Genomic DNA, 25,217 nt, shown 5'->3' with positions numbered 1-25,217 from the left:
AGCGGGCTCCTCCGTCAGTTGGTGACGCCCTCGCCGGGGAGCGAGAGACCGGCGCTGGCCAGCGCGTCCAGGCCCGAGGTGGCGCCCGTCTGGGGCCCAGCCCACGAGGTCTCCACGATGGTGACCGTGGAGCCCTGCTGGCTGCTGGCGTACTGGGCGCTGGACAGCCGCTCGGGCGCGCCGTCGTACCGCACCCCCTCGCGCAGCAGGTCGCTGACGTTGCCGCTGCCGTCGGTGTCGGTCAGCGACCGGAGCGCCTGGGCGCTGGCCGCGTCGGGCATGGTCACCCGGGCCACGGAGACGACCGCGGGCAGGCCGTCGACCTCCGCCGACCACAGCGCCCGGTCCAGGTCGGTGCAGTCGCTGTTGGCGAAGAACCCGGCGACGGCGTCGTAGGCGTGCCCGTTGCAGGTCCCGTGCTCCTCGGCCGCCTGCAGCGTGAACGTGGTGCCGTTGACGACCGCGGTGGAGCCGAGGACGGGGCCCGGGGGCGCCGACGAGGTGGGGGCGGCGCCGGCGGTCGCACCCACTGTCGTCGTCCCCGCGTCGCCGTCGTCCTCGGTCAGCGCCAGGACACCGACGACGGTGAGCAGCGCCACCACCGCCAGCGCCGCCGCCACGAGCAGGACCTGGCGGCGGCGGGAGGAGCCGCCCCCGGGGGTCGTCGCGCTGCTGCCCGACGCCGGCCGGAGGGGGCCGGCCTGCGGACGGGGACGGAGCTCCGGTGGCAGCTCGCGCGGCCGCTGCTCAGCAGGTCCTGCGCCGGCCTCGGGGGTGCCGAAGAGCCCGCCCAGGCCGCCGGTGTCCTCGGCTGGGCGGCCGCCCGGCTCGTGGACCAGCGCCATGGTGTCGCCGGGGCGAGCCTGCGGCCGCGGTGCGTCGGGAGCAGCTGCTGCCTCCGCGGCGGGGACGGCGGCGGAGGAGTACGCGTCGTCCCTCCGCTCGGCGGCCTCCTGCGCCTGGACCGCGGCGGCGGCGATCCGGGCAGCGGCTGCCGGGTCGACCAGCGGCCCGCCCTCGCCGCCGGCGCGCCTGGCCTGCGGCGCGGGTGCCGGTGCTGCGGCGGTGGTCCGGCGGGGTGCCGCGTTGAGCGCGGCGGGGGTCAGCAGGTCCGGACGGCGCAGCACGTAGGGCGAGTAGGGGAAGCCCTCGCCGTTGAGCTCCTCGACCGTGGGGACCCGGCCGGCCATGCCGAGGGCCTCGATGCCGGCGCGGACGTCGGCCGTCGTCCACAGTCGTGGGTTGTCCGTGCCCGCGTGCCGGGCCGCGCGGGCCACGCCGAGCTGCAGCGAGCCGGGCTCCAGGAGGGCGACCTGGTCACCCTCGCCCAGGTCGCCGTCCGCCGGCAGCAGCCCGGTCACCGATCCGGTGAGGACGGTGAGCCGGGCGATCCGCCCGGGCTCGATCCCGGCCTTGCGCAGGGTCACCGCGGCGTGCATCCCCGACCGCATCAGGCCGTCGAGCGGGTTGGAGCCCCCACCGGCCAGCTGGAGCACCTCGCCGGGCCCGTCGCCGGGCCCGATCGTCCAGGCGCCCTCGGCTGCGGCGGTGACGACGCCGGACTGGCGCTCCACCTCGACGACCCGGACGACGGCGACGCCCTCGGGCACGAACAGCACCGCGTCGGACTGCCGGCGCTGCATCGGGCCCTCGGTGACCGGCAGCGAGGCCATGACGGCACCCCGGACGCCGCTGCCGGTTTCCCAGCCCGCGAGCTCGGCGAAGAACGCACGCTCGGCCGCTGTCTGCAGCGGCGTCGGCGTGAGGATCAGCACGGACTCTCCAGGGGCTGGCAGCGTGGGCGCGGCAGGACGGGAGCGACCGCGGCGGGGCCGCGGCGGCTGGGCGGCGGACCGGTTCGACGTTACGTCATCGCCGGGCCCGTTCCGGGCTCAGCGGAAGGACGCGCCGCCCTCCCCTGCCGCGATCGGCGTGTCCCCGACCGCAGGACCGCCCGGTGCCACCGGCGCCTGCCACCGGGCGAACCGCCAGCTCCCGATGACCAGGTCCAGGCCGCCCCAGAGCACGGCGAGGCCGACCGCCACCACCGGCAGCGCCCACCAGTCCCACGGCGGGATGACGTCGAGCGCCGACTGGACGAACGCCCCGACGGCTGCTCCCCCGGTGACGGCCAGGCCGGCCAGCCAGCCCGGCACCCGGGCGAGCACGGCGAGGTCGATGAGGACCGCACCGGCGAGCAGCATCAGCGGCAGGACCGAGGGCGGGAAGCCGGTGGCGTCCAGCAGCAACCCGGTCACCGCCCGGTAGGCGAGGTAGCTGCCGGCCAGGACCGTGGCCGTCCAGCGCAGCCCGACGGCCCGGCGGGCCACCACGAGCGCGAGCAGCCCGGCGCAGACCAGCCAGGCCGGGTGCACCCAGGCGGGCACGGGCAGCATGAACTGGACGGGCGTCTGCCCCTGCGAGGCGGCGAAGTCCAGCAGCTGGGGTTCGGCGGTGGTCCGGCCGGCCCGGTAGGCGGCCAGGGACAGCACGCCGTACTCCTGGTGCTGGTTGGGGAACATCACGTTCTCCAGGAAGAACAGCCACAGCCCCAGCGACACCAGGTCGCGCAACCGGCCGGGCGCTGCGTAGAGCCACCAGCCCCGGATGGCGCCGGCGAGCATGATCGCCGTCCCCAGGTAGAGCAGTGCGTGGCTGGGGCTCCAGCTGGTGATGTCCAGCCCGTTGACGCGGTGGTTGACGACGTCGATCGGGATGGCGACCAGGAAGGTGCCGATGCCGGCCTGCATGAGCTGCAGCGCACGCCGGTCGACGCCGCGACCGCTGTAGCTGTGGAAGACGACGAGGGCGACGACGAGGGCGGTGCCGGCCGAGTTGAGCAGGTGCGGCGGGGCCAGGTCGTCGCGCAGCCACTTGAAGTGCCAGGAGACGTCCCAGGAGGAGCCGAGCATCTTCAGCGCGAAGGCACCCAGCCAGGCCAGGTAGATCCAGCGCAGCTCGTCAGGGCTGGTGGGCCGGCCGGGACGCCCCGGGGTCATGTAGGCCTGCCAGAGCCAGCGGAGGAGCGCGACCGGGTGCCGGAACGCGTCGCCCGGGGAGGCCGGTGCGGGCACCGACGGCCGGGACGGCGACGTGAGGGAGGTGCTGGAGGACACGAGCGGCTCCGCGAGGTCGGTGCAGGAGCCCGGACTGTAGCCACGGGAGAAGCCCGGGAGGCCCGTTCCCACGGCGGGCCGCGAGCCCTGGGGCGGGTGTGGCCGGTGGGCTGCCGCAGCGGTGCGTAGGGTCGCGGCCGTGGCGGACAGCGCAGCGAACAACCTGGTCTGGATCGACTGTGAGATGACCGGGCTCGACCTGGTCGGCGACAAGCTCATCGAGGTCGCGGTGGTGGTGACCGACTCCCAGCTCAACGTGCTCGACCCCGGGCTGGACGTGATCATCCACGCCGAGGACGCCGACCTGGCCGGGATGGCCGACGTGGTCACCGAGATGCACGCCAAGTCCGGGCTCACCGAGGAGGTGCGTGCCTCGACGGTCACCCTCGAGGAGGCCCAGGCCCTCGTGCTCGCCTACGTGAAGCGGTTCGTGCCCGAACGCCGCACCGCGCCGCTGTGCGGCAACTCGATCGGCACCGACCGCGGCTTCCTGGCCCGGGACATGCCCGAGCTCGACGACCACCTGCACTACCGGATGATCGACGTCTCCTCGATCAAGGAGCTCGGCCGCCGCTGGTTCCCCCGGGTCTACTTCGCCCAGCCGCCCAAGGGCCTGGCCCACCGGGCGCTGGCCGACATCCTGGAGTCGATCCGGGAGCTGGCGTACTACCGGCAGACCCTCTTCGTGCCCGAGCCGGGCCCCAGCAGCGACCAGGCCCAGGCGGCGGCCACCGACGTCGTGACGGCGTTCGCGCCGCTGCTGACGGCCGGCGCCGACGACACCGAGCCGGCCGCGACCCCGGCCTCGTCGGAGAGCTGAGCGCCTCCGGTATCGTGTGCTCGTCCACCGGGCCGGCTCTCGCCAGCCGCCCGGTGTACATGGTGGGTGTAGCTCAGCTGGTAGAGCGCCAGGTTGTGATCCTGGATGTCGCGGGTTCAAGTCCCGTCACTCACCCCACCGGAGGCCCTGGTCAGTTCGCTGACCAGGGCTTCTCCCGTTGCGCCGGCCGAGTCCGTGCCGTCCGTGTCTGGTCCACCGTGGTTCACGGCCGCGTCAGGGGGCATGGGCGAGTGCACCCGACCGGAGGAGCACCCCATGCGCAGTACGACGAGTCGAGAGCGGGCAGCCGGACCGGAAGCCGCCTCCGTGCGGCCACGGTCTGGGGGGATCGGCCGGTCGAGCTCCCCGGCGGCGGAGCGGGTGAGCGACGACCTGCGCCGCGGCACCGGCAGCTTCCTGGAGCAGCGCCGCCGGGTGGCGGGGCTGACCTCGCTGGCGTCGGCCGCGCTGGGCGTGGTCGGGCTCTACCAGTTCGGGCTGCTGCGCCGGGTGCCCGAACTGTCGCTGCCGTTCCTCGACGCCGACGCCGTCGACGCCTCCGGTGAGGCCTACCAGGAGCTGCGGACGCCGGATGCCGCGCTGGGGTTGCTGAGTGCCGGGGTCACGCTGGTCCTGGCCGGGATGGGTGACCGCGACCGCGCCAGGACCATGCCGTGGGTGCCGCTGGCGCTGGCCGCCAAGACCGCCGCGGACGCCGGCGGTGGCATCTACCTGTTCGCCGAGCAGGTCACCAAGCACCGCAAGGTCTGTTCCTGGTGCACCGTGGCCGCGGTGGCCCAGGTCGCCACCCTCCCGCTGGCCCTGCCCGAGGCGCGCGCGGCGCTCCGCCGCCTGCGGGGCCGGTCGTGAACGGGGTCGGCATACAGCTGCACGAGGAGCTCCTGGACGGCGAGCCGGTCCGCTGGCTCGAGCACGGCGAGGGCCCGCCCGTCGTCCTCGTCCACGGCATCCCGACCTCGCCCCGGCTGTGGCGGCACGTCATGCCTCTGGTCAGCGGCCGGTCGCTGGCCCTCGAGATGGTCGGCTACGGCAGCTCCATCCCCGACGGCGAGGGCCGCGACCTCGGACTGGCCGCCCAGGCCGATCGGCTGCTGCGCTGGCTGGACCTGGTCGGCCTGGAGTCACCGGTGCTCGTCGGCCACGACCTCGGCGGCGGGGTCGCCCAGATCGCGGCGGTCCGGGCTCCGGGCCGGTTCTCCGGCATCGTGCTCACCAACGCCGTCTGCTACGACTCCTGGCCCATCCCCAGCGTCAAGGCGATGCAGCGTGCCGCGCCGGTGCTGCGGCACCTGCCCGAGCTCGCGCTGTACCCCTCGTTCGTCCAGCTGGTCCACCGCGGGCACGACGACCGGGCCCGGGCGCTGGAGTCGATCGGTGTGCACTGGCAGCACTACGTCACCCACGGCGCCGCCCGCAGTCTGATGCGCCAGGCCAGCGCGCTGGACGTGGCCGACACGATCGCCGTCGCCGACCGGCTGCCCTCGCTGGGTCTGCCGGCCCGCCTGGTCTGGGGGGACGCCGACCGGTTCCAGAAGGTGGAGTACGGCCGCCGCCTCGCCGCCGACCTCGGGACGACCCTGCAGACCATCCCCGGCGGCAAGCACTTCACCCCCGAGGACCACCCGGAGGTCATCGCGGCTGCCGTCGACGAGCTCCTCGGCCGGACACCGGGGGATGACCGTGAGCGCTGACGCGGCGGGGGTCGCGAGCTATCCCATGGTGGAGGAGGCCGACGCCACCGGCGTCGTCGCCGCCGTCTACGCCGACCTCCTCGAGGGCATGCCGTTCGTGCCCAGTCTGTTCAAGTCCCTGGCGCTCTGCCCGGGCTACCTGGTGCTGGCCCACTCGCAGGCCGCTCCCGTCCTGTCCACCGACGAGTTCGGGTCGGCAGCCCAGCAGCTCGTCACCTCCGTGCGGGACGTCGCAGAGCCGCCTGCCGACGCCGACGTCCGAGCCGGGCTCGCCGGCTTCGCCGGCCCACTCAGCCGGATGCTGCTGCTCGCCGCCGGTCTGCGGCTGGCACTGGACGGCGAGCTCGACCTGCCGTCCGCGCCGGGGCACGCCCACGCGCCCCGGCCGGTGCAGCCACGGCAGCCTGCCCCCTCCCCCGCGGACGCCCCGGCCCCGCGCTCGTACGGCGAGATCTGCGCCGCGCTGGAGACGCCGATCGTCAACACCGTCTGGCGCTCGCTGGCCGCACGGGGTCTGCTGGAACCGGCCTGGGCAGCACTCCGCCCCCAGGTGGAGGCCAGCCGACCGGCCGCCGACCACCTGCAGGCGAGGGCGTCCGAGGTCGCGCGCGGCCTCCCGTGGCGGGTAGCCGCCTCACCGGCCGCCCTCGAGCAGGCCGGGGTGACCGATGCCCGCCCCGGCATGGCCGCCGTCCTGGACGCCTACCGCGCGACCCTCCCGCGGGTCCTCGTCCTGGTGGCCTCCAGCGCGGACGCCGGATGAGCGCCGGCCTCCGACCCCGATCCGCCGTCCGTCCCCCGCTGTACCGATCCCCAGGAGCCCCGCGTTGAGCACCTCGCCGTCCGTGATCGTCTTCGACGTCAACGAGACCCTGTCCGACATGAGCCCGATGGCCCAGCGGTTCAGCGACGTCGGTGCACCGGCGCACCTGGCGAAGCTGTGGTTCGCCTCGCTGCTGCGCGACGGGTTCGCCCTGACCGCCGTCGGCGCCTCCCGCCCCTTCGCCGAACTCGGTGCCGACGCACTGCGCTCGGTGCTGCACGGCATCGACCTCGACCGGGACGTCGACGCGGCCGTCGAGCACGTCCTCAGCGGCTTCATGCAGCTGTCGGTGCACCCCGACGTCCCCGACGGCGTGCGAGCCCTGCGCGCATCGGGGCGGCGGCTGGTCACCCTGACCAACGGATCCGCCCAGGTCTCCGAGCAGCTGTTCACCTCCGCCGGCATCCGGGACCAGTTCGAGGCACTGCTGTCGGTGGAGGACGCCGGCATCTGGAAGCCGGCCCGCGGCGCCTACGAGTACGCGGCGCAGGCCTGCGGGACCGATCCGGCCGACATGCTGCTGGTGGCCGTCCATCCCTGGGACATCGACGGCGCCGCCCGTGCCGGGCTGCGCACCGCGTGGCTCGACCGCGCCGGGACGCCGTACCCGCACGTCTTCACCCCGCCGTCGCTGCGCGCCACCGGCCTGGCCGACCTCGCCGACCAGCTGGGCTGACCCAGCTCAGCCCAGCTGCGTCGTGATCTCGATCGCCCCCTCGAGGCTCCGCGCGACCGGGCAGCTCTTGGCGTGGACCGCCAGCACTCGCTCGACCTTCTCCGCGTCCTCGTCCGCGAAGGACAGCCCGCGGTAGGTGACCGCGATCCGCTTGACCACGAGCACCTTGCCGTCCAGCTCGACCTCGCCCCGGGCGTGCCCCACCAGACCGGTGGGGTCGATCCGCCGAGCCGCCAGGGCTCCGGCGAACGTCCCGGTGAGCTAACCGAGCGCGGCGCCGACCAGGTGGTCGATCGTCGACGCGTGGCTCTCGAACTGCCCGGGCTCGGCGCCGTAGTGCTCGGCGATCGCACCGTGCATGCCGTAGATCGTCGGCTGCTCCTCACCCGGCAGGTGGGCCGCCCGCAGGGAGCCACCCATGCGCTCGACCCTCACCTCGGACACGTACGCGATGTCACCCATGGGTTCCTCCCTGCTGCTCGGCGGCGATGCCGCCTCCACCATCCCGCTCGGCGCGGGTCGCCGCGAGGCGGGACGAGATCAGGGGCTCGGGCCACTCTCGGCCCACCGCGGTCAGCCCTCTCCTGACTGCGCCGACCCCGCGGTCGCCCGCTGGGCCCCCGGCGTCGTCCCCTTGTGGCGGTGGCGGTGGCGGTGGACGGCGGCTGCGCCTCCGGCCGTCAGCGCGATGAGTCCCAGCACGGCGGCCACGAAGGGCCACGACCCCGGGGACGTCCCGTACGCGCCGAGAGCGACGTGGGCGACGGTGCCCGGGAGGATGCCGACCGCGGTCCCGAGGACGTAGTCGCGGAGGCGGACGGCGGTCAGCCCGGCCGCGTAGTTGATCGCGGTGAAGGGCAGCACCGGCACCAGCCGCACGCCCAGGACGGCCAGGAACCCGTGCCGGCCGAGCAGCGCATCGACGCGGGCCACCCGGCCGCCGGTCATCCGTTCGACCGCCTCCCGACCGAGGGCACGCCCCAGCGCGAAGGCGGCGAGCGCTCCCAGCAGTGCGGCCAGCAGGACGATGCCGGTGCCCTGGACGAGGCCGAACAGCAGGCCGGCCGCCACGCTGAACACGTTCTTGGGCACCGGGGCAAGGCTGGCCACCGCATAGACCAGCAGGAAGAGGACAGGAGCGGCCGGCCCCACCGCGGCGACGTCGGCCCGCACCTGCTGCGCGTCCGGCACCCCGACCAGGGCCGCGACGACCACGGCGCCCGCGATCAGCAGCACCAGCACGGTCAGCCGCAGCCACGTCGACCACCGGGCACACACCCGTGCCCGGATCACCCGGCGATGCCCGGCTCGCAGGGGGCGCTGACCGGCGGACACGTGGACCATCAGACACGACCGGACGCTCCTGGGAGGCGAGGGGCCCGCTGCGCGGCCACGCCGACTGGCCCTCGTCGCATCGTCACCGGGGCACCCGCCGTCGTTCACCCTCGCGTCACCCACCGGGGGAACCGTGGTCCCTGCCCGGCACGAGACCCTCGGACCCCACGGTGGGTGGTCACATGCAATCGGCAGAGTCCTCTCGGCTCACGATCGTCGCGGTGCTGACGACCACGGCCTTCTTCCTGGGGCTGACCCTGGTGGAGGTCATCCCGGAGATCCCGGTCGACATCGACGTCAAGCCCTTCTTCATCCCGGTGGCCCTCGCCGTGCTGGTGCCGTGGGGGAAGCCGGTGCTGGCCGTGGCGATCGGCGGCATGGCCGGGGAGTTCCTCCGGGACATGCTCGAGGGGTACGAGCCCGACGACGCGCTCGGCGCCGTCGGCTACGTCGTCGGCTTCGCCGCGGCCGGCTACCTGGTGGGGCAGCGGCCGCTGAGCAAGGTGCGGCTGGTCGCCGCCGCCCTCGTCGCCGCGGTGCTGCACGCGGTCATCGAGGCCTGCGCCCTCGTGCTCTTCGACGGCGAGCTGCTGTCCATCGCCGTCTACAGCGCCGCCGGCAACGTGGTCGGTGACGGCATCCTGCTCGGCGCGCTGCCGCTGCTGCCGGTGGTGCCGCTGCTGTACGGCCGCATCGACCGCTATCTCGGCTACGAGCCGCGCGGGTACGAGCACTACGGATCCCGGAAACCGGCGGTCCCGCGCCCCCGCTTGGAGCCGCTGCCGGAGCCCGCACCGGAGTCGTCGTCGGAGTCGTCGTCGGAGTCGTCACCGGAGTCTTCGCCGGGGCCCTCGTCCGACGACCGGGGCACCGGAGGAGAGCCACCCGGCGCGCGCGGTGGACCCGACGCCCGCCCGGCCGGTGCCGGTGCCGGTGCGACATCCAGTGCACCCGGAGGAGGACGACCGTGAACTGCATCGAGGTCGACGACGTGTCCTTCCGCTATCCCGCCACCGAGCACCTGGTCCTCGACGGCGTGTCCTTCCAGGTCTACGAGGGCGAACTGCTCGGCCTCGTCGGTCCGCCGGGGGCGGGCAAGACGACCTTGTGCATGGCGGTGGCCGGGCTGGTCCCGGGCATCACCGGGGGTGAGCTCTCCGGCTCGGTCCGCGTCGAGGGAGCGGTGGGCATCGTCTTCGAGGACCCCGACGGACAGCTCACCCAGCTGCGCGCCCTCTCCGAGGTGACCGATCCGCTCCGCACCCGCGGCGCGAGCCGGGACGACGCCGTCCGGGAGGCCCACCGTCTCCTGGAACGCGTCGGCCTGGGCGGGGAGGACCTCGCCGGCCGGTGGGTCTGGGAGCTGTCGGAGGGCCAGCAGGTCCTCCTCGCCCTGGCCGCCACCCTGGCGACGCAGCCCGACGTCCTGGTCCTCGACACGGTGATGGGGTCGCTGGACGCCACCCACCGCGCCGGGGTCCTCCGGCTGCTCCGCGACGGTGCGGGCGCCCGCACCGTCGTGCTGGTGGAGCAGGACGCCACGCTGCTCGGCGAGGTCGCCGATCGGCTGGTCGTGCTGGAGGAGGGCAGGGTGCGGGCCGTCGGCACACCCGCGGAGCTGCTCGACGACGACGCCGTCCGGGCCGCCGCAGACCTCGGCACCCCGGGGACCCTGGCCGCCGCCCGGCGGCTGCGTCTGCCCTCCCGCCCCTTGACCACCGAGGCCTTCCGCGTCGCCGTGTGCGACGTCGGCCGCCTGCCCACCGGGGGGACCGCCCGACCGAACGGCCACCACGGCGACCGGGCGGCGCCCCCGTGGCGCGAGGACCGGCCGCGCATCCAGGTGCGGGACGTCGACTTCGGCTATCCCGACCGGTCCCCTGCCCTGCGCGGCCTGGACCTGGAGGTCCGCCCCGGCGAGGTGCACGCGGTGCTCGGCCACACCGGCGCGGGCAAGAGCACCCTCGTCCGGCTGCTCTGCGGCCTGCTGCGGCCGGTACGCGGCTCCGTCGTCGTCGACGACCAGGACACCGCGACGGTGCACCCCACGGACCTGGCCCTGCGAGTGGCGACCGTGCTCCAGGACGCCGACCGGACCCTCTCCCAGCGCACCGTGCGCGACGAGATCGCGCTGAGCCTGCGCCGACGTCGGCGCACCGACGGCCTCGACGATCGCGTCGACCGGGTACGCCGGCTCGTGGGCCTGCCCGAGGACGTGCTCCCGGCCGATCCCCTCCTGCTGCCCCGGGCGCACCGGGTGCTCGTCGCCCTCGCCGCTGCGCTGGTGGTCGAGCCGGCCGTGGTCGTGCTGGACTCCCCGACGACCGGGCTGAGCCACGGGGGCAGGCTGCGCCTCGCGGCTGCCCTGGCCGACCTGCGCTCCCGCGGGGTCGCCGTGCTGATCACCGAGCACGACACCGACGTCGTCGTGGAGGTCGCCGACACGGTGACCGTCCTGGACCGCGGCACGGTCGCAGCGCAGGGCCCGGTGCGCGAACTGCTGCGCTCGACCCGCCGGGCCGAACTCGCCGCCCGTCGCATCGGCCTCCCCACGGCCGGGGTCCTCGCCGATGCCGTCGGCGTGGACGCCTGCACGCTCGACGACCTGGTGGCGGCGCTGTCCGCGGCGTCACCGCCCGACCGCGCCGGGCCGCCCTCGACCGAACCCTCACCAGCCGTCGCACCTCTGACGGCGCCTGCACCGATCGGCGGAGGTGCCTGATGCCGTCTCGCGTCCCCGTCCTCTACCGCGACCACGACACGGTCGTCCACCGGCGCGACCCTCGGGTCAAGGTCCTGCTCCTCGGCCTGCTGTTCGTCTTCATCTTCGTGGCGCCCAGCGCACAGTGGATGTCCCTCGCGGTCCTGGGGGGGCTGCTCCTGGCCGTCCTCGCGCGCACGCCGTGGCGCTGGCTGGCCGTGCTGTGGGCGATCCACATCCCCACGTTCGTGGCGCTCATCCTGATCGGCGGGTGGGGATCGGTGACCTCCGGCGACTGGGCCGGGGTGGTCGACGCCGGTGGCGCCCACCTTCGGCTCGTCCTGGCCTGGACGGGGGCGATCCTGGTCAGCGTCAGCCTCTTCTCCACCATCGACCCCGACGACCTGTCCCGGGGCCTCCGGGGGGTGGGGCTGCCGGCCGCGGCGGCCTTCGGGCTCGGGCTGGCCTATCGCCTGCTCTACACCACCCTGACCGAGACCGCCTCGATCGCCGAGACGATGCGGCTGCGTGGGCTCCGGCTGGAGTGGCGGCGGCCGATCCGGTTCATCGCGGAGTCGGTCCAGGTCTCCCTGCCCGTGCTCTTCAACGTGGTCCGGCGCGGCCCCATGCTGATGTCGACCATGCAGCTCCGCGGCTACTCCCGGGACGCCCAGCTGGGCCGACTGCACGTCGCCGACGTCGCCGTCCTCGGGATCGGCGTGGCCGTCGTCGCAGGTTCTGCGGTCGCCCGCTGGGGCCCGCTGCCGACGACGCTCATCTGACCGCCCCGGGGCGACCCGGCGACGGACGGGAGGCGCCCGTGCCCGGGGAACCGGGTCGGAGGTCAGCCGACGGGCATCTCGTCAGTCGTCGTCCTCCTCTTCGACGAGCTCCCCCTCCCACGCCTCCCACCCCTCGTGGACGGCGAAGGCCGCGATGACGAACCCGGCGACCGGATCGAGCCAGGCGGCACCGGTCACGGCGTAGAGCCCCAGCCCGATGAGGGTGGAGATGCTCAGCAGCACGCAGATCCGGGTCTCGGCCGCGTCGGCGAGGACCAGCGGGTCACCGCCGAGCGCCAGGCCGACCCGGCGCTTCGCCCGGGCCAGGAGCGGCATGACCACGATGGAAGCGGCCAGCAGCACCAGTCCGACCCTGGAGGTGTCCGGCTCCTCGCCGCCCAGCAGGCTGCGGACGCCCTCGATCACCACGTAGGCGGCCAGCACGAAGAAGGTGACCGCCACGGCCTTCAGCGCACGACGCTCCTTGCGCTCGTCGGTGCCGCCGTGCCGCAGCCGGGCCGACAGCCGCAGCCCGACGAGGACCGCGGCGAAGGACTCGATGCCGGAGTCGACACCGAACCCGACCAGGGACACCAGCCCGGCGAGCAGACCGGCGGTGATCGCGACGGCGCCCTCGGCGATGTTGTAGACGACGGTGAACTGCGCCAGGCGCAACCCGCGGCGGGTCAGCCGTTCGGTCTCCGCGTCGGTCAGGGCCGGCGACCGGCTGGTCACGCCCCACCGCTCTCGCCGTAGGTGGGGCACAGCGCGACCGCATCGCCGGTGGCGGCGAGCAGCTGCTCGGCGGCGGCCAGCAGCGCCAGCAGCTCCGGGGCGGTCGTCAGCGACCACATCGAGGCCCGCCCCTGCGGCCGGGAGGCGACCAGCCCGCAGTCGCGCAGGCAGGACAGGTGCGCCGACACCGTCGACTGCGCCAGACCCAGGTGCTCGGTCAGCTCCACGACCTTGTGCTCGCCGAGGGTCAGGTGCCGCACGATCGCCAGCCGGGCCGGGTCGCCCAGGCTGCGGAACATGCACGCCGCCGCACTCAGCGCGGCGGACTCGTCGACCGGTGGGGTCCCATCCCGGTGCAACGGCCGCGCCTCGGCTCCCACGTCGATCATCGTCATCCGGCGATGATAGCGATCATCTTCGGCGGGAGCTGGTTGCCGGTCAGTGCGCACCCAGCTCCACGAGCAGGACGCCGACCGCGATGAGCACGATCCCGGCGCCCATCGTCCGAGTGAGCGGGTCACGGAACAGCAGGTGCGCGATCACCGCGGTCAGGGCGACGCCGCTCGCGGCCCAGATGCCGTAGGCGACCCCGATGGCCAGCCCCTCCCGCAGCGCGAGGGTGAGGAAGGTGAAGCAGGCCAGGTAGCCCAGGACGATCAACGGGGCCCAACGCCTGTCACGCAACCCGTCCGAGGCGCGCAGCGACATGGTGGCACCCACCTCGCACGCGATCGCGGCGGCGAGGAACGCCCAGGTCACCGGCCGTCTCCCGGCGTTGCGAGGGCGCGCTCGGCACGGTGCGAACCGAGCTCGACCAGCAGGACCCCGGCGACGATGACCACGAAGCCGAGACCCATCAGCGGGGTCAGCGCCTCACCGAACAGGAAGGCCGCGGCGACGGCCGTGAGCATCACCCCGCTGGCAGCCCAGATGCCGTAGGCGACCCCGATGGCCATCCCCCGGCGCAGCGTGCCGGCCAGGAGGAGGAACGAGGCGACGTAGCCGACGACCACGGGCAGGTACCAGGCCGCCTGCTCGACGGCTGCCCGCAGGGACAGCGTGGCGGCGACCTCGACGACGATCGCCCCGGCCAGCCACAGCCACCGGTTCACGTAGGTCCTCCTGTCGCGATCGCCGGACGGTCCGCCGGACCCCACCCGGGTGTCACCCGCTCACTCCACCATCCCGCCCGGGCCGGCGATCGGCGTGGGCGGGTGCCGGGGACGGCGACGCGGGGGATCCTGCGGCGGTGCCCTTCGACTCCCTCGCCCTCACCGTGCGCCGGGCCACCGACACCTCGTGGGAGGTCCTGGCGCCCCTGGTCTACCGCGGTGACCGGGACACCTTCGTCGTCCCGCCCGGCTTCCGGACCGACTTCGCCTCGGTGCCCCGCATCGTGGTGTGGCTCTTCCCACGCTCGGGTCGGTACACCCCGGCCGCCGTCCTGCACGACTGGCTGACCGACGTCGGGGTGCCCACCGGGGTGCTCTCGGCCCGGGACGCCGACGGGGTCTTCCGGCGGGTGATGCGCGAGCTGGGCGTACCCCCGCTGCGCCGGTGGCTGATGTGGTGCGGCGTCCGCTGGGGTGCCCTGGCCAACCCGGTGCGCCGGGCGGGCTGGTGGCTCGACGCCCCGCGGGTGCTGGCCCTGTCGGTGCTGGCCACACCGATCGTCGTCCCGCCGGCGGCGGTGATCGCGGCCGCGTTGACGCTCTACCGGGCCGCCGAATCCGTGGTCACGGCCGTGGTGGCAGGTCGGGACGAGGAGCCGGAGCACGACGTGTGGCGCTGACCGGCCCAGGTCAGGACAGGGCGCTGCCGGCCGTCCACTCCGCCCACGGGATGGCCCAGTCGTAGATGTCGCCGTCGGCGGCGGTGAGGGTGCCGCCGATCGAGTTGACGACCTCGACGACGTCTCCGGGCTGGGAGAAGTCGTAGAACCACTTCGCGTTCTCGGTGGCCAGGTTGATGCAGCCGTGGCTCACGTTCCGCGAGCCCTGGTCGGCCAGCGACCACGGGGCGGCGTGCACGAACTCGCCGTTGTTGGAGATGCGCGTCGCGTACTGGACGTCGGTGCGGTAGCCGCCGGGTGCATCGACGGCCAGGCCGAACGTGGAGGAGTCCATGGTGATGTCGGCGAACTTCTCCAGGACGACGTGCGCACCGTTGTGCGTCGGGTTCTCCGCGTCGCCGGCGCTCATCGGGAAGGTCCGCACCAGCTGGTCGCCGTCGTGGACGGTCAGGGTGTGGGCCGCGGCGTCGGCGACGGAGACGTGCCGCTCACCCACGCTGAAGGAGATGGTGCGGTCCTTCTCACCCCAGATGCCCTCGCCGAAGTCGACCCCGTAGAGGTCGGCCTCCAGGGTCACCTCGCTGTCGGCCGGCCAGTAGGTGGAGGGCCGGAAGTGCACCTCGTCGTCGCGCACCCAGTTCCACACCCCGTCGGTCGGCGTGCTGCTGGTCACCAGCAGGTGGCGCTCCACCTCGGCCTGGTCGGCGACCGGCTCGTCGAAGAACACCCGGATCGGCATGCCGACCCCCACGGTGGTGCCGTCCAGCGGGCCGATGCCCGGGGTGGACAGCGTCTCCGGGGTCACCGTCGTGAAGGACGACGTCGCGGTGGTCTCCTCGGCGGAGGCGTTGGCGGCCGTCGCGGTCAGCGTGTAGCTCGTGCCGTAGTCCAGCTCGCTCTCCGGCGTCCAGACGACGGTCGACGGGTCGGCCGGATCGGGCTCGACGCTGCCCGCGACCTCGGCACCGGCGTCGTCGGCGACCGTGACCTCCCCCAGCTCGCCGCCGGTGACCGTGACCTGCAGCGGGGCGGTCGGCGCGACGTCGACGGCGCCGTCGACCAGGTTCACCGACACCGAAGCGGCAGCCACGGTCGGTACCGCTGCCTCCTCGTCCGGGAGGCTCTCGGACGACGACCCCGAGCAACCCGCCAGCACGGCGAGCAACGCCGCGATCAGCAGTGCCGCGATCCGTCTCGCCTGCTGCGAACCCACGAAGACCTGTCCCCTGTTCCGGTGCGCGCCGACCGGGACCCTCCCGGCGGGCGTCGTGCACCGTCGCCCAGTGTCCACGCGTCTGCTGACAGTTCGTTGTCTGCCACAACACGTGACGTGGATGACCCTGCCCCACCGGACGGTGGATGCCGATCGGCGTGTAGAGTCCTCTCCTGTTGCCCGACCACGTCGAGCGACACGCGCCATTAGCTCAATTGGCAGAGCAGCTGACTCTTAATCAGCGGGTTCGGGGTTCGAGTCCCTGATGGCGCACCACGATCGACGAAGCGGCTCCGTCCTCCGGGACGGGGCCGCTTCGTCGTTGCTGGGCAGACGACGCGGTGTTCGGGATGTGCCTCGCCGTCCGGCCGGGCAGGCGGCCACGCCGGCCCGGGGTCAGGGGGACGACGCAGCCACGAGGTGTTCGGGCCGGGCGCCGTCCGCGGATGGGGCGGCTCGGTGGCCGTGGTCTCGACCACCGAACCTGAGGTCCTCTGTGTGCCGGCACGCAGACGACCCTGCTCCGTTCTGCCCGCCCTCGTCCCAGCCCAACCGGAATGACGAGAGCGGTCGCTCAGCCGGCCAGCGGCCCGTCGGGGTGGAACTCCCCGGTCCGGACCAGCGTCTCGGCGATGTCGCGCACCTTGCGGTTGCGCCGCATGGAGACCGCCGCCATCGCCTGGAAGGCCTGGTCGGCGGTCAGCTTGTGCCGCTCCATCAGGATGCCCTTGGCCTGGTCGATCACCGCCCGGGACTCCAGCGCGACCTGCAGGTTCTCCGCCATGTGCCGGGCGCTCTCGTAGGCGTGCATGTTCGACACGGCGACGGCTGCGTACGGCGCGAACCGCACGGCGGCCGACCGCGCTTCCTCGCCGAAGCCGTGCACCTCCCGGGCGTAGATGTTCAGCGCGCCGGCCATCTGTTCCTGGATCGGCAGCGGCACCGACAGCGAGCTGCCGCTGCCCCGCTCCCAGGCGGCCCGGGCGTAATCGGGCCAGCGGTCCTCGATGCGCGCATCGTGGATCTCGACCAGCTCGCCGGTCGCGGCAGCGTGCAGGCAGGGGCCGTGGCCGCGGCCGTACTGGCTCTCGTCGAGGTCCAGGGCGAGCTTGCCGGTGTACACGGTGGTCGTCGCCTTGTCGTTGACCAGGAGCGAGATCGAGGCCTCGATCTCGCCGGGCAGCACCTGCTTGACCAGGTCGGCGACGGTCTGCAGCACCGACTCCATCGAGTGGTCACGCAGAGCCAGGCTGCCCAGGCGCTCGAGCGCCTCGGTGGCGTCACGGGTCAGAGGCCGGTCAGAGATGGACACGTCAGACTCCGGTCTTTAGAGCACCGGGGTGACAACCTCGGCGAGGGCCCCGCACTGAGGCCCCGCTCGCGTGCACGCCGCTGTCTGACGCACTGACGCCCAGGCTCACCCGGGCACCGCTGTTCACCGTACCTGCCGTGGAGCCCGGTCAGGGCGCTCCACCTGGGCCGTTGTTGCGGCTGGCTATGCTCGTCGGGCCACACCGTCACACAGCCGGCGTGCGGCACGGGGTCTCGCACCCCACGACAGCTGAGCCCCGAGAAACCCGGGGCCCTTCACCGCCGGCACGAGCGACGTCCGGTGCACATCTGACGCCGGAGTACGACCGTGACTCGCCCCACCCCCGATCCCGACGCCGACGTCGTCCAGCGCGCCTTCGACGAGTTGGGTCGCATGTCCTTCGCCGAGCACTCGCTGGAGTCGGTGCTGCAGAAGGTCACCGACCTGGCCGCGCAGGTCCTCCCCGGCGAACCGGTCACCTCGGTGACCATCATCGGGGACGGCAGGCCCGCCACCCCCGCCGCGAGCCACCCCCTCGCCCGCCAGCTGGACCAGGCCCAGTACGCGCAGGACGCGGGTCCCTGCCTGGAGGCCGCCACCACCGGCCGGCTCGTCGAGGTCGTCGACACCGGCACCGACGAGCGCTGGGGTGCCTTCCCGAAGCTGGCCGCCCAGCGCGGCTGCCGGAGCCTGCTCTCCTTCCCGTTGCCCCCGCAGGAGCTGATCAGCGGCGGGTTGAACGTCTACGCCCGTACTGCCGCACCCCTGGACCAGCGGTCCCGGGAGCTGGCCGCTCGGTTCGCCGCCTACGCCGTCGTCCCGGTGTCGAACATGTACCTCTACGAGACCGCCATCGAACGAGCCGAGCACCTCCGCGCCGCCCTGGACTCGCGGGCGGTCATCGACCAGGCCAAGGGCATCCTGATGGAGCGGTACAAGTGGCCGGCCGACCGGGCGTTCTCCGCGCTGGCCAAGCTGTCGATGGAGAGCAACACGAAGGTCCGCGACATCGCCGATCACCTGGTGCAGACCGGCGAGCTGCCCTCCGCCTGACCCGCCGGGCCCGGCGCGGGAGGATCGCGGCCATGAGCGAACCGCAGCGCCGCGAGTCCGGACTGGTGACCGAGACCCGGGGGCACGTCCGCGTGCTGACCCTGGACCGCCCCGAGCGGCGCAACGCGCTGTCCACGGCGCTGCAGGCCGACCTGGTGGACGAACTGCTCGCCTGCGCCGAGGACGCCGCCGTCCGCGCCGTCGTGCTCACCGGCAACGGCCCGGCGTTCTGCGCCGGCTTCGACCTCAAGGAGATCCGCGAGCGCGACGAGCGCGGTGAGCCCTTCCGGCCGCCGATGAACCGCCCCGGCCGCACCCTGTTCGAGGTGCTGGGCGAGACCTACGTACCGGTGATCGCCGCGCTCAGCGGGCACGCGGTCGCCGGCGGGTTCGAGCTCGCGCTGGCCTGTGACATCCGGATCGCCGCCCCCGGCATCAAGCTCGGCCTGCCGGAGGCGACGATCGGGATGGGTGCCAACTACGGGTCCGTGGTGCTGCCCAAGCGGATCCCGACCGGCATCGCGCTGGAGATGCTGTTCACCGGCGAGTACGTGACCAGCGAGGACGCCGCCCGCTGGGGGCTGGTCAACCACGTCGTCCCGGCCGAGGAGGTGCTGCCCGCAGCCCTGACCCTCGCCGAGCGGATCGCCGCCAACGCGCCCCTGTCGGTGCGCCGGATGAAGGAGACCGCGGTCAAGGGGCTCGAGCTGCCGCTGGCTGCGGCGCTGCGGCTGGACGTCGGCCCGAACCCCTACCTGAGCGAGGACCGGCGCGAGGGGATCGCCGCCTACCTGGAGAAGCGCCCCCCGCAGTGGTCAGGGCGGTGACGCCCAGGGACAGTGGAGGGGTGACCGCACCGTCCGAGTCCCCCGCCGACACCGGCGCCCGCCGTGCCGACGAGTACCTCCAGCTGCTGGCCGACGACCGGCCCGAGGACGCCGAGGCGCTCCTGGCCGGCCTGACCGACGTCCGCGAACTGGTCTTCCTGGGCGCGAGCCTCACCACCCGGGCCCGCCGTACCGGGCGCACGCTGCCCACGGCGATGCGCGCCCAGGCCAGCGCCCGGCAGGTGCTGCTCGGCCAGCTGCGCGACCGCAACCGGTTCGACGTCGACGGGCTGCGCACCTGGCTGCGTGAGGCCGCCGCGGAGGTGCAGACCGTGGAGCAGCTGGCCGAGGCGGCCCGGCAGCGACTGGGCGGCCAGGCCTCCACCGGCTGAGACTCAGCGTGCGGCGCGCAGCGCCCGGGGCAGCGTGACCGCCAGCGGGAGCGCCAGGGCGAGCAGCACCGCCACGAACACGTAGCTGAGCGGCAGGCCGACCTGGGTCGCGACCGCCCCGACGGCCAGCGCCCCGATCGCGGTGCCGGTGTCGTAGCAGGCGTTCCACACGGCGCTGACCGTCGTGGTCTGCCCGGCGCCGGCCCGGGCCAGCGCGATCACCAGGGTCAGGTTCTGCACCGCGCCGTAGGCGACGCCCAGCGCGAAGGCCCCGGTCAGCACGGCCGTGGCCCCACCGGCGCCCGCCACCCGGAGCCCCAGCGCGACCAGCAGCATCCCGGCGACCCCGCTGGCCAGCGTGGCCGGCAGCAGGACCCGCGCACCCAGCCGGTCGACGAGCAGCCCGGCACCCCACCGGCACAGGGCGGTGCTCACCCCGAACACCAGCAGCGCCACCACCGCCAACGCACCGTCGGGCAGCTCGATCGGCAGGAAGGTCACCAGCCCACCGCCGGCCAGGGTCACCACCAAGAGCATCAGCGACGGCGCGGCCGCGGCCCACACCGCCGCCCGCGACCCACCCGGGGTGGGCACCTCCGGCGGGCCGAGCGCCCGCACCAGCCCCGGCACGAACACCAGCGCGAGCACCGGTGCCGCCGCCATCGCCGCGACCCACGGGAAGTGGCCGGCCAGGGTGAGCGCCGTCCCGCCCGGCACCGCGGCGAGCGTCGGCACCGAGATCGCCAGCCCGTAGATGCCGATCGACTCACCGCGCCGCGCGGGCGGCACCGCCTGGGCCGCGATGGTCGAGCCGAGCACGGTGAGCACCGCGAACCCCAGACCGCGCACCACCGAGACGACGGCGAACCAGCGCACGTCGTCGGCCAGCAGGTACAGCGGGGACGGTGCCCCCAGGGCGACCAGCCCCCCGGCGAGCACCGGGCCGATGCCCAACCGGGCGACCAGCGCCGGCACCACCATCTGGGCGAGCACCGTCGCCACCAGGAACACCGTGGTCACCGCCCCGGCAGCGGTGAGCCCGGCACCCAGTCCGGCGGCGTGCGCGGGCAGCGCGGACAGCAGCAGCGAGTAGCTCAGGAACCCGAGCGCGTTGAGCGCGAACAGGGACCGGACGGCCGGGAGCCGCCACAGCGAACTCCGCCGCTCCGTCGTCGTCACGTGGTCTGCCCCCGTCCCCGGTTACCAACTGGTCCCCCGACTCCCTACGGTCAGGGGCATGGAAACCACGGACAGCATCCCGGCGACCACCTCGATCGTCGTCATGGGGGTCTCCGGCTCCGGCAAGTCGACCATCGCGAACGAGCTCGCCCGCCGCCTGCAGTGGGAGTTCATCGAGGGCGACGACCTGCACCCGCCGGAGAACGTCGAGAAGATGCGCGGTGGCACGCCGCTGGACGACGAGGACCGCTGGCCGTGGCTGCGCCGCATGGCCGAGCTGATCGGCGAGCACGAGGCCGCCGGGACGTCGTTCATCCTCACCTGCTCCGCGCTCAAGCGCAGCTACCGCGACCTGCTCTGCGACGGGCACCCCTCGGTCTGGTTCGCGCACGCGAACACCTCGGAGGAGACCCTCACCGAGCGGCTGGCCAATCGCCAGGGGCACTACATGCCGCCGTCCCTGCTGCGCAGCCAGCTGGACACCCTGGAGCCGCTGGGCGAGGACGAGCCGGGTGCGGTCGTACCCGGCGAGGGCTCGGTCGAGGAGACCGTGCGCGACTTCCTCGCCGAGCTGTGCGACGAGCGCAAGATCCAGCTCCCCAGCTGAGCACCGCGCCCTCGGTGAGTGGCCGGCAGCCACTCACCGAGGTCGGCTCGTCGGCCCCCTTGCAGGGTCCCGCCGCGAGCTTGCGAGCGGTGGGGGGCAAGGGGGTCCTTCAGCCCATGTGCGGGTAGCGGTGGTCGGTCGCCGGGACGAACGTCTCCTTCAGCGCGCGGGTGCTGGTCCAGCGCTGCAGGTTCTGCTTCGCGCCGGCCTTGTCGTTCGTGCCCGAGCCGCGGCCGCCGCCGAAGGGCTGCTGGCCGACGACGGCGCCGGTCGGCTTGTCGTTGACGTAGAAGTTGCCGGCGGCGTGCCGGAGGAAGCGGCGCGCGTGGTCGATCGCCGTCCGGTCCTGGGCGATGACGGCGCCGGTCAGCGCGTAGGGCGCCGCGGACTCCATCTGGGTCAGCACCCGGTCGTAGTCGGCGTCGTCGTACACGTGCACGGCCAGCACCGGGCCGAAGTACTCGGTGGTGAAGACCTCGTGTCCGGGGTCGGTGCCCTCGATGACCGTGGGCCGGACGAAGAAGCCCTCGCTGTCGTCGGCGGTGCCACCGGCGACCACGGTGAGCGCGTCGTCGTCCTTCGCCGACTCGAGCACCGTCGACAGCTTGGTGAAGGACTTCCGGTCGATGACCGCGCCCATGAAGTTCGAGAAGTCGGTGACGTCGCCCATCGGGAGCTCCTCGACGGTGCCGATCAGGTCGTCGCGGATCTGGCCCCAGAGGCTGCGCGGCACGTAGGCCCGTGAGGCCGCCGAGCACTTCTGCCCCTGGTACTCGAAGGAGCCGCGGATCATCGCGGTGCGCAGCACGTCGGGGTCGGCGGAGGGGTGGGCGACGATGAAGTCCTTGCCGCCGGTCTCCCCCACCAGCCGCGGGTAGCCGCGGTAGCCGGCGATGTTCTCCCCCACGGTGCGCCACAGGTGCTGGAACACCGGGGTCGAGCCGGTGAAGTGGATGCCGGCCAGGTTGCGGTCGGCGAGCAGGACGTCGGAGACGGCGACCCCGTCGCCCGGCAGCATGTTGATCACGCCCGGCGGCAGGCCGGCGGCCTCGAGCAGCCGCATGAGGAAGTGCGCGGCGAACTGCTGGGTGGGGGCGGGCTTCCAGATGACCGTGTTGCCCATCAGGGCCGGCGCGGTGGGCAGGTTGCCGGCGATGGCGGTGAAGTTGAACGGCGTGACCGCGTAGACGAAGCCCTCCAGCGGGCGGTGGTCGACGCGGTTCCACACCCCGGGACCGGACACCGGCTGCTCGGCGAGGATCTCCCGGGCGAAGTGCACGTTGTAGCGCCAGAAGTCGATCAGCTCGCAGGCGGAGTCGATCTCGGCCTGGTAGGCGGTCTTGCTCTGCCCGAGCATCGTCGCGGCGTTGAGCGTCTGCCGCCACGGCCCGGCCAGCAGGTCGGCGGCCCGGAGGAAGACCGCGGCCCGGTCGTCGAAGGACAGCTCCGACCAGCCGGGGGCGGCGTCCTTGGCGCAGCGCACCGCCTCCTGGGCGTCGGCGGCGGTGGCGGCGGCCGAGGTGCCGAGCACCTGGGCGTGCCGGTGCGGGGCGACGACGTCGAACGCGGCTCCCCCGGCCATCCGCTGCTGCCCGCCGACGGTGGCGGTCAGCTCGACCGGCGAGGCGGCGAGCTCGGTGAGCCGCTGCTGCAGCGCGGCCCGCTCAGGGGATCCGGGGGCGTAGTCGCGCACCGGCTCGTTGTGCGGCGCGGGGACCTGGGTGACGGCGTCCATGGGGTGCTCCTCAGGAGACGGGTGGCACCAAAATGGCCATTTTGGTGGAAGCGGGTCAGGACTTGGTGGCGAGTGAGCGGAGGAAGAACTGGAGGTTGGCCGGGCGCTCGGCCAGCCGGCGCATGAAGTAGCCGTACCAGTCGGCGCCGTAGGGCACGTAGGCCCGGACGGTGTGCCCCTCGGCGGCCAACCGGGTCTGCTCGTCGGGGCGGATGCCGTAGAGCATCTGGAACTCGTAGCTGTCGGTGCTGCGGCCGGTCTCGGCGACCAGGTCGAGCGTCTGCTGGACGAACCGCGGGTCGTGCGTGCCGGCCATCGGGTACCCGGGCCCGCGGACCAGCGTCTCCAGGCAGCGGCCGTAGGCGTCGTCGACGGCGGCCCTGTCCTGGTGGGCGACGGACGCGGGCTCGTGGTAGGCGCCCTTGACCAGGCGCACCCGCGACCCGGGGACGGCGAGGGCGCGGGCGTCGTCCTCGGTGCGGCGCAGCATCGCCTGGAGCACCGCACCGGTGCGGGGGTGGTCGCGGCGCAGCTCGGCCAGGACGCCGAGGGTCGAGTCGACGGTGTGCGACTCCTCCATGTCCAGGGTGACGGTCGTGCCCAGCGAGGTCGCCAGCTCCACCACCGGGCGCACCAGCTCCAGCGCCAGGTCCTCGCCGCCGACGGGGAGCGCCTGGCCGAACGCGGACAGCTTCACCGAGACCTCGGCGGCCCGGCCCAGGTCCAGTGGCGCCAGGGCCTCGAGCGCGGCGAGGTAGGCGTCCCGGGTGCGCTGGGCCTCGCTGCGGTCGGTCACGTCCTCGCCCAGGTGGTCGAGGGTGACCGCGAGGCCGTCCGCGGCCAGCGACTGCACGACCTCGATCGCCTCGGGCAGGGTCTCCCCGGCGACGAAGCGCTCGACCACCCGGCGGGTGACGGGCGTGCCGGTGACCACCTTGCGCAGCCCCGGGCGGCGGGCGGCGGCGAGGAGTGCCTTCTGGGTGAGCACGGGGCGCCTCCGACGGGGCGGTGTTCAGCGTGGTGGTGGGGTGCCCCGAACGCTAGGGACGCCGACCCGCTGCGCACCATCGACAGATGTCGGGACTCGCCGGGACACCCTCGTACGATCGTCTGAGACGGCGAGAGGAACTCCCGGTGCGTGACGACCTGCAGGACCTGGTGGACGAGGTCTCCCGGCTGCTCGCCGCCCCGGCGACGCTGGAGGACCGCGACTTCACGATGCTCGCGTTCTGCGCGCACGGCGAGCCGGGGGGCGGGGACCCCGGCACCACGATGGACGCCGTCCGGGCGCGCTCCATCCTGGGCCGGGGCTCGACGCCGGAGGTGCGCCGCCGGTTCGAGGAGTTCGGCATCGCCGACGCCACCGACCCGCTGCGGGTACCGGCCGACCCGGCGGCCGGCATCCTCACCCGGCTGTGCCTGCCGGTGCGCGCCAGCGGGCGGCTGCAGGGCTACCTCTGGTTGCTCGACGGGGGCCGCACCGACGTCGGCGACCCGGCCGCCCCCGGCCTGGCCGAGGCGGTGGCGCTGGCCGCCGAGGCGGGCCGGCTGCTCGCGGAGGGCCGCCCCGGCACCGCAGACCTGTCCGCCGCGCTGCGCGCCGTGCTCACCGGTACGGCACCCGGACGGGCGGTGCGGGAGCTGACCGACGCCCTCGGGGGCGACCGGACGACGGTGACGCTGGTGGCCCTGCGCCCGGCCGCCGCGGGCCTGCCCACCGGCTGGACGCCGCCCGGCGCCGGCGCGGTCACCGCCGCGCTCCCCGCAGGCACCGACGGCGTCGCGGTGGCCGTGCTGCTGCCCCTGTCCCGGGACGCCGACACCCGGCCGGCCGGGGCGCTGAGCGCCGCCGCCCTCGCCCGGCTCCCGGCGGGCAGCACAGCCGGTGTCGCCACCCCCCGGCGCGGCTGCCTGGAGCTCCCCGCCCAGTGGCACGAGGCGCGGACCGCGGCCCGGGTCGCCGCCGTCGACCCCCGGCTGGCCCCGGCGGCGTCCTGGTCCGAGCTCGGCGCGTGGCGGCAGGTGGCCGCGCTGCCGGGTCCGGACCCCTCGCTGGCGCGGCTGCTCACCGACCCGGTGCTCACCGGCACCGCCGAGGTCTGGCTGGACTGCGCCGGCAGCCCGCAGCGGGCGGCGGCACAGCTGTGCATCCACCGGCAGACGCTCTACTACCGGCTCGGCCGGATCGCCGAGCTCACCGGGCTGGACCTCGCCGACGGGGCCGACCGGCTGCTGCTGCACCTGGGTGTCCGTGCGGCGCGGCTCACGTCGGCGAACCCAGTTCCGGAACCCCCCGGCCGCACCGGTGACCTAAGCTCGGCTGACTCATGAACTCTGCACGACGAGCGTCTGCCCGGGCCGGGAGCGACGCCACGACCGACGGGGACCGGGCGGCCGCGAACGCCGA

27 protein-coding genes, 2 tRNA genes and 1 pseudogene are annotated in these 25,217 nt (G+C 74.1%); 16 read left to right on the top strand and 14 right to left on the bottom strand.

Annotated elements, in window-relative coordinates:
* Positions 1-14: 14 nt before the first annotated feature.
* Positions 15-1,775 (bottom strand): hypothetical protein, encoded by a 1,761-nt coding sequence (locus O2W18_RS05685; protein WP_269186575.1) that lies wholly within the window; start codon positions 1,773-1,775, stop codon positions 15-17.
* A gap of 117 nt (positions 1,776-1,892) precedes the next feature.
* Positions 1,893-3,116, bottom strand: coding sequence for a hypothetical protein (locus O2W18_RS05680; RefSeq protein WP_269186574.1), 1,224 nt, complete (start codon positions 3,114-3,116; stop codon positions 1,893-1,895).
* Positions 3,117-3,255: 139 nt separating this feature from the next.
* Here O2W18_RS05680 and orn point away from each other — a divergent pair, with 139 nt between their 5' ends.
* The 6 genes from orn (at position 3,256) to O2W18_RS05650 (ending at position 7,147) form a co-directional block, all read left to right on the top strand.
* Positions 3,256-3,936 (top strand): oligoribonuclease, encoded by a 681-nt coding sequence (orn, locus tag O2W18_RS05675; RefSeq protein WP_269186573.1) that lies wholly within the window; start codon positions 3,256-3,258, stop codon positions 3,934-3,936.
* Between the two features lie 62 nt (positions 3,937-3,998).
* Positions 3,999-4,074, top strand: a tRNA-His gene (locus O2W18_RS05670).
* A 243-nt stretch (positions 4,075-4,317) separates the two neighbouring features.
* On the top strand, positions 4,318-4,806 hold the full coding sequence (locus O2W18_RS05665) for a vitamin K epoxide reductase family protein (protein WP_269186572.1): 489 nt from the start codon (positions 4,318-4,320) through the stop codon (positions 4,804-4,806).
* Positions 4,803-5,648, top strand: coding sequence for an alpha/beta fold hydrolase (locus O2W18_RS05660; RefSeq protein WP_269186571.1), 846 nt, complete (start codon positions 4,803-4,805; stop codon positions 5,646-5,648). Before O2W18_RS05665 ends, O2W18_RS05660 begins: the two co-directional genes overlap by 4 nt.
* Positions 5,638-6,411, top strand: coding sequence for a hypothetical protein (locus O2W18_RS05655; RefSeq protein WP_269186570.1), 774 nt, complete (start codon positions 5,638-5,640; stop codon positions 6,409-6,411). Before O2W18_RS05660 ends, O2W18_RS05655 begins: the two co-directional genes overlap by 11 nt.
* Before the next feature lie 64 nt (positions 6,412-6,475).
* The gene (locus O2W18_RS05650; protein ID WP_269186569.1) at positions 6,476-7,147 is read left to right on the top strand and encodes a haloacid dehalogenase type II; all 672 of its coding nucleotides are present in this window, start codon (positions 6,476-6,478) and stop codon (positions 7,145-7,147) included.
* Positions 7,148-7,153: 6 nt separating this feature from the next.
* Here the strand turns inward: O2W18_RS05650 and O2W18_RS05645 are convergent.
* The 3 genes and pseudogenes from O2W18_RS05645 to O2W18_RS05635 all read right to left on the bottom strand — a co-directional run.
* Positions 7,154-7,387: pseudogene (locus O2W18_RS05645) on the bottom strand (OsmC family protein); the annotation flags it as partial.
* A gap of 21 nt (positions 7,388-7,408) precedes the next feature.
* Positions 7,409-7,609: a hypothetical protein gene (locus O2W18_RS05640; RefSeq protein ID WP_269157332.1), complete on the bottom strand. Its 201-nt coding sequence runs from the start codon at positions 7,607-7,609 to the stop codon at positions 7,409-7,411.
* 111 nt (positions 7,610-7,720) lie between these two features.
* On the bottom strand, positions 7,721-8,491 hold the full coding sequence (locus O2W18_RS05635) for a TVP38/TMEM64 family protein (protein WP_269186568.1): 771 nt from the start codon (positions 8,489-8,491) through the stop codon (positions 7,721-7,723).
* A 212-nt stretch (positions 8,492-8,703) separates the two neighbouring features.
* Between O2W18_RS05635 and O2W18_RS05630 the strand changes: the two genes are divergently transcribed.
* Genes O2W18_RS05630 through O2W18_RS05620 form a run of 3 tightly spaced genes read left to right on the top strand, consistent with a single transcriptional unit; the run spans position 8,704 to position 11,965 of the window.
* Positions 8,704-9,453, top strand: a complete 750-nt coding sequence (locus tag O2W18_RS05630) for a hypothetical protein (RefSeq protein WP_269186567.1) — start codon at positions 8,704-8,706, stop codon at positions 9,451-9,453.
* Positions 9,450-11,204 carry an ABC transporter ATP-binding protein gene (locus O2W18_RS05625; RefSeq protein WP_269186566.1) on the top strand — a complete coding sequence of 585 codons (1,755 nt, stop codon included), beginning with the start codon at positions 9,450-9,452 and terminating at the stop codon, positions 11,202-11,204. Before O2W18_RS05630 ends, O2W18_RS05625 begins: the two co-directional genes overlap by 4 nt.
* On the top strand, positions 11,204-11,965 hold the full coding sequence (locus O2W18_RS05620) for an energy-coupling factor transporter transmembrane component T (RefSeq protein WP_269186565.1): 762 nt from the start codon (positions 11,204-11,206) through the stop codon (positions 11,963-11,965). Before O2W18_RS05625 ends, O2W18_RS05620 begins: the two co-directional genes overlap by 1 nt.
* 81 nt (positions 11,966-12,046) lie before the next feature.
* On the opposite strand, the gene O2W18_RS05615 is transcribed toward O2W18_RS05620, so the two are convergent.
* Genes O2W18_RS05615 through O2W18_RS05600 form a run of 4 tightly spaced genes read right to left on the bottom strand, consistent with a single transcriptional unit; the run spans position 12,047 to position 13,812 of the window.
* Complete coding sequence (locus tag O2W18_RS05615) at positions 12,047-12,700, bottom strand: cation diffusion facilitator family transporter (RefSeq protein ID WP_269186564.1); 654 nt, start codon at positions 12,698-12,700, stop codon at positions 12,047-12,049.
* Complete coding sequence (locus tag O2W18_RS05610; RefSeq protein ID WP_269186563.1) at positions 12,697-13,095, bottom strand: ArsR/SmtB family transcription factor; 399 nt, start codon at positions 13,093-13,095, stop codon at positions 12,697-12,699. Before O2W18_RS05610 ends, O2W18_RS05615 begins: the two co-directional genes overlap by 4 nt.
* 43 nt (positions 13,096-13,138) lie before the next feature.
* Positions 13,139-13,459, bottom strand: coding sequence for a DMT family transporter (locus O2W18_RS05605; protein ID WP_269186562.1), 321 nt, complete (start codon positions 13,457-13,459; stop codon positions 13,139-13,141).
* A complete protein-coding gene (locus O2W18_RS05600; RefSeq protein ID WP_269186561.1) occupies positions 13,456-13,812 on the bottom strand; it encodes a DMT family transporter in 357 nt (118 codons plus the stop codon). The genes O2W18_RS05605 and O2W18_RS05600 overlap by 4 nt, the downstream gene beginning before the upstream one ends.
* A 137-nt stretch (positions 13,813-13,949) precedes the next feature.
* Here O2W18_RS05600 and O2W18_RS05595 point away from each other — a divergent pair, with 137 nt between their 5' ends.
* Complete coding sequence (locus tag O2W18_RS05595) at positions 13,950-14,492, top strand: DUF1353 domain-containing protein (RefSeq protein WP_269186560.1); 543 nt, start codon at positions 13,950-13,952, stop codon at positions 14,490-14,492.
* Positions 14,493-14,502: 10 nt separating this feature from the next.
* Here O2W18_RS05595 and O2W18_RS05590 read toward each other — a convergent pair whose 3' ends face one another.
* Positions 14,503-15,705: a L,D-transpeptidase gene (locus O2W18_RS05590; RefSeq protein WP_269186559.1), complete on the bottom strand. Its 1,203-nt coding sequence runs from the start codon at positions 15,703-15,705 to the stop codon at positions 14,503-14,505.
* A 200-nt stretch (positions 15,706-15,905) separates the two neighbouring features.
* Here O2W18_RS05590 and O2W18_RS05585 point away from each other — a divergent pair.
* Positions 15,906-15,981, top strand: a tRNA-Lys gene (locus O2W18_RS05585).
* Between the two features lie 298 nt (positions 15,982-16,279).
* On the opposite strand, the gene O2W18_RS05580 is transcribed toward O2W18_RS05585, so the two are convergent.
* Complete coding sequence (locus O2W18_RS05580) at positions 16,280-17,017, bottom strand: GAF and ANTAR domain-containing protein (protein ID WP_331254055.1); 738 nt, start codon at positions 17,015-17,017, stop codon at positions 16,280-16,282.
* Between the two features lie 327 nt (positions 17,018-17,344).
* Here O2W18_RS05580 and O2W18_RS05575 point away from each other — a divergent pair, with 327 nt between their 5' ends.
* From O2W18_RS05575 to O2W18_RS05565, 3 genes are read left to right on the top strand one after another with little or no spacing between them, the layout of a single operon-like run.
* The gene (locus O2W18_RS05575; protein WP_269186558.1) at positions 17,345-18,070 is read left to right on the top strand and encodes a GAF and ANTAR domain-containing protein; all 726 of its coding nucleotides are present in this window, start codon (positions 17,345-17,347) and stop codon (positions 18,068-18,070) included.
* Between the two features lie 32 nt (positions 18,071-18,102).
* Entirely contained in the window at positions 18,103-18,897 is a 795-nt protein-coding gene (locus tag O2W18_RS05570) for an enoyl-CoA hydratase/isomerase family protein (RefSeq protein WP_269186557.1), read from the top strand.
* Positions 18,898-18,917: 20 nt separating this feature from the next.
* A complete protein-coding gene (locus O2W18_RS05565; protein ID WP_269186556.1) occupies positions 18,918-19,289 on the top strand; it encodes a hypothetical protein in 372 nt (123 codons plus the stop codon).
* Between the two features lie 3 nt (positions 19,290-19,292).
* Here O2W18_RS05565 and O2W18_RS05560 read toward each other — a convergent pair whose 3' ends face one another.
* A complete protein-coding gene (locus tag O2W18_RS05560; RefSeq protein ID WP_269186555.1) occupies positions 19,293-20,468 on the bottom strand; it encodes an MFS transporter in 1,176 nt (391 codons plus the stop codon).
* Between the two features lie 58 nt (positions 20,469-20,526).
* On the opposite strand from O2W18_RS05560, the gene O2W18_RS05555 reads away from it, so the two are divergent.
* Positions 20,527-21,075: a gluconokinase gene (locus tag O2W18_RS05555; protein ID WP_269186554.1), complete on the top strand. Its 549-nt coding sequence runs from the start codon at positions 20,527-20,529 to the stop codon at positions 21,073-21,075.
* 109 nt (positions 21,076-21,184) lie between these two features.
* Here the strand turns inward: O2W18_RS05555 and pruA are convergent, their stop codons facing one another.
* Positions 21,185-22,810, bottom strand: coding sequence for an L-glutamate gamma-semialdehyde dehydrogenase (gene pruA / locus O2W18_RS05550; protein ID WP_269186553.1), 1,626 nt, complete (start codon positions 22,808-22,810; stop codon positions 21,185-21,187).
* A gap of 55 nt (positions 22,811-22,865) precedes the next feature.
* The gene (locus tag O2W18_RS05545) at positions 22,866-23,798 is read right to left on the bottom strand and encodes a proline dehydrogenase family protein (protein ID WP_269186552.1); all 933 of its coding nucleotides are present in this window, start codon (positions 23,796-23,798) and stop codon (positions 22,866-22,868) included.
* A gap of 146 nt (positions 23,799-23,944) precedes the next feature.
* Between O2W18_RS05545 and O2W18_RS05540 the strand changes: the two genes are divergently transcribed.
* Entirely contained in the window at positions 23,945-25,141 is a 1,197-nt protein-coding gene (locus O2W18_RS05540) for a PucR family transcriptional regulator (protein WP_269186551.1), read from the top strand.
* The last annotated feature ends 76 nt before the right edge of the window (positions 25,142-25,217 follow it).

Source organism: Modestobacter sp. VKM Ac-2983 (assembly GCF_026967885.1).
Taxonomy (GTDB): domain Bacteria; phylum Actinomycetota; class Actinomycetes; order Mycobacteriales; family Geodermatophilaceae; genus Modestobacter.
The sequence above is the reverse complement of the archived record's forward strand: the minus strand, read 5'-3'. Positions and strand labels throughout refer to the sequence as shown.

Coding starts and splice junctions, on each gene's coding strand:
- O2W18_RS05620 (WP_269186565.1), top strand. CDS start 11,204: ATGCCGTCTCGCGTCCCCGTCCTCTACCGCGACCACGACACGGTCGTC.
- O2W18_RS05635 (WP_269186568.1), bottom strand. CDS start 8,491: ATGGTCCACGTGTCCGCCGGTCAGCGCCCCCTGCGAGCCGGGCATCGC.
- O2W18_RS05555 (WP_269186554.1), top strand. CDS start 20,527: ATGGAAACCACGGACAGCATCCCGGCGACCACCTCGATCGTCGTCATG.
- O2W18_RS05640 (WP_269157332.1), bottom strand. CDS start 7,609: ATGGGTGACATCGCGTACGTGTCCGAGGTGAGGGTCGAGCGCATGGGT.
- pruA (WP_269186553.1), bottom strand. CDS start 22,810: ATGGACGCCGTCACCCAGGTCCCCGCGCCGCACAACGAGCCGGTGCGC.
- O2W18_RS05570 (WP_269186557.1), top strand. CDS start 18,103: ATGAGCGAACCGCAGCGCCGCGAGTCCGGACTGGTGACCGAGACCCGG.
- O2W18_RS05610 (WP_269186563.1), bottom strand. CDS start 13,095: ATGACGATGATCGACGTGGGAGCCGAGGCGCGGCCGTTGCACCGGGAT.